The organism is Lachnoclostridium sp. MSJ-17, assembly GCF_018918205.1.
Lineage (GTDB): Bacteria > Bacillota > Clostridia > Oscillospirales > Acutalibacteraceae > Ruminococcoides.
Genome location: NZ_JAHLQB010000109.1, coordinates 1 through 1,953, shown reverse-complemented (window position 1 = coordinate 1,953; position 1,953 = coordinate 1). Strand labels below are relative to the sequence as shown.

General features: G+C 54.3%; 2 protein-coding genes. Both read left to right on the top strand.

Annotation, left to right across the window (positions count from 1 at the left end):
- Positions 1–729: GTPase (locus tag KQI64_RS08975; RefSeq protein WP_216524364.1), on the top strand; the 729-nt coding region annotated here is incomplete at its 5' end.
- Positions 730–751: 22 nt separating this feature from the next.
- A partial coding sequence (mnmG, locus tag KQI64_RS08970; protein WP_216524363.1) for a tRNA uridine-5-carboxymethylaminomethyl(34) synthesis enzyme MnmG occupies positions 752–1,953 on the top strand: 1,202 nt, incomplete at its 3' end.

The window sequence follows — 1,953 nt, the reverse complement described above, 5'->3', positions numbered from 1 at the left end:
GGTCAGGCGGTCAAGCAGGGAATAGACACCGTAATCGCCGGCAGACCGAACGTCGGTAAAAGCACGCTGATGAACCTGCTCTCCGGAACGGAGAAAAGCATAGTCACGGATATTCCCGGCACGACGAGAGATGTTGTCGAGGATACGGTTCTTGTCGGCGACGTTATTCTCAGACTCAGCGATACCGCGGGTCTGAGAGATACCGACGACGCGGTTGAAAAAATCGGCGTTGACCGCGCTAGGAAAAAGCTCAGCCAGTGCGGACTGCTGCTCGCGGTTTTTGACAACAGCCGTGAGCTTGACAGCGACGACTTGGAGCTGATTGAAATGTCGCGCGAGGTTCCGACCGTCGCGATAATCAATAAAACCGATTTGCAAGCTAAATTAGATATAAACAAAATAAAATCTGATATTAGCAATATAGTATATGTATCTGCCGCGAATGGAGAGGGCAGAGAGGATATTATAAACGCGGTTGAAAAAATCGCGGGTACTCAGAACCTCAACCCGAGCGAGGGTATTCTCTCGAACGAAAGACAGAGAAGCAATGTTTATAACGCGCTGAACTCCGTGAGAGAAGCAAAGGCGGCGGTTGAAACGGGAATGACCTTCGACGCGGTCACCGTTTCGCTCGAGGACGCGATTTCAGAGCTGCTCGAAATGACGGGCGAGAAAACAAGCGACGAGGTCATCGACCGCGTATTCCACAACTTCTGCGTCGGAAAATAGACGCGACTAAGGAATGATTTATATGACATACTCAGCAGGCTATTACGACGTAGCCGTAATCGGCGCGGGTCACGCGGGAATCGAAGCCGCCCTCGCCGCCGCAAGGCTCGGCTGTCACACTGCTATCTTTACAATCAATATGGACGCGGTCGGCAACTGTCCGTGCAACCCCTCGATCGGAGGTACCGCGAAGGGTCATCTTGTGCGTGAGCTGGACGCCCTCGGCGGAGAGATGGGCAAGACCGCCGACGAGTGCTTCTTGCAGTCGAGAATGCTCAACCGCGGCAAAGGCCCTGCGGTGCACTCACTCCGCGCTCAGATCGACAGGAGAAAATACGCCGACACGATGAAGCACAAGCTCGAGCTGCAGGAAAACCTCGAGCTGCGTCAGGCGGAAATCACGGACATCAAAAAGGTAGACGGCGGCTACGAGCTGACCACCCATATGCTCGCGGTGTACTTCTGCAAAACCGTTGTCGTCGCAACGGGTACATATCTCGGCGGAAGAATCTACGTCGGCGAGGTCAGCTACGAGAGCGGCCCCGACGGAACCTTCCCCGCGACAAAGCTGGGCAAGAGTCTTAAAGACATCGGCTTACCTCTCCGCAGATTCAAGACAGGTACGCCTGCGAGAGTGCTCAGACGTTCAATAGACTTCTCTGAGCTTGAGGTGCAGAAGGGTGACGAACCGCCCGAGCCTTTTTCATACGAAACAGAAAGCCTCGGCGAGAACAAGGTCGACTGCCACATCAGCTACACAAACGACGAAACAAAGAAAATTATTCTCGAAAATATCCACCGCTCACCCTTGTACGCCGGACGTATCGAAGGCGTAGGTCCGAGATACTGTCCGAGCTTTGAGGACAAAATCATGCGCTTCAAGGACAAGCCGCGCCATCAGCTTTTCATCGAGCCGTGCGGCGAGAACACCGAGGAGATGTACCTGCAGGGCATGAGCAGCTCACTTCCCGAGGAGGTACAGCTCAAGTTTTATCACACGATAAAGGGCTTGGAGAATTGCGTGATGATGCGGCCTGCATACGCGATCGAATACGACTGCGTTGACCCGACCGCGATGAACCCGACGCTTGAGTTCAAGGACTTCCCGAACCTCTTCGGCGCGGGACAATTCAACGGCAGCTCGGGCTATGAGGAAGCGGCGGCTCAGGGCTTTGTCGCAGGAGTTAACGCCGCGCATAAGGTTCTCGGAAGAGAGCCGTTCAT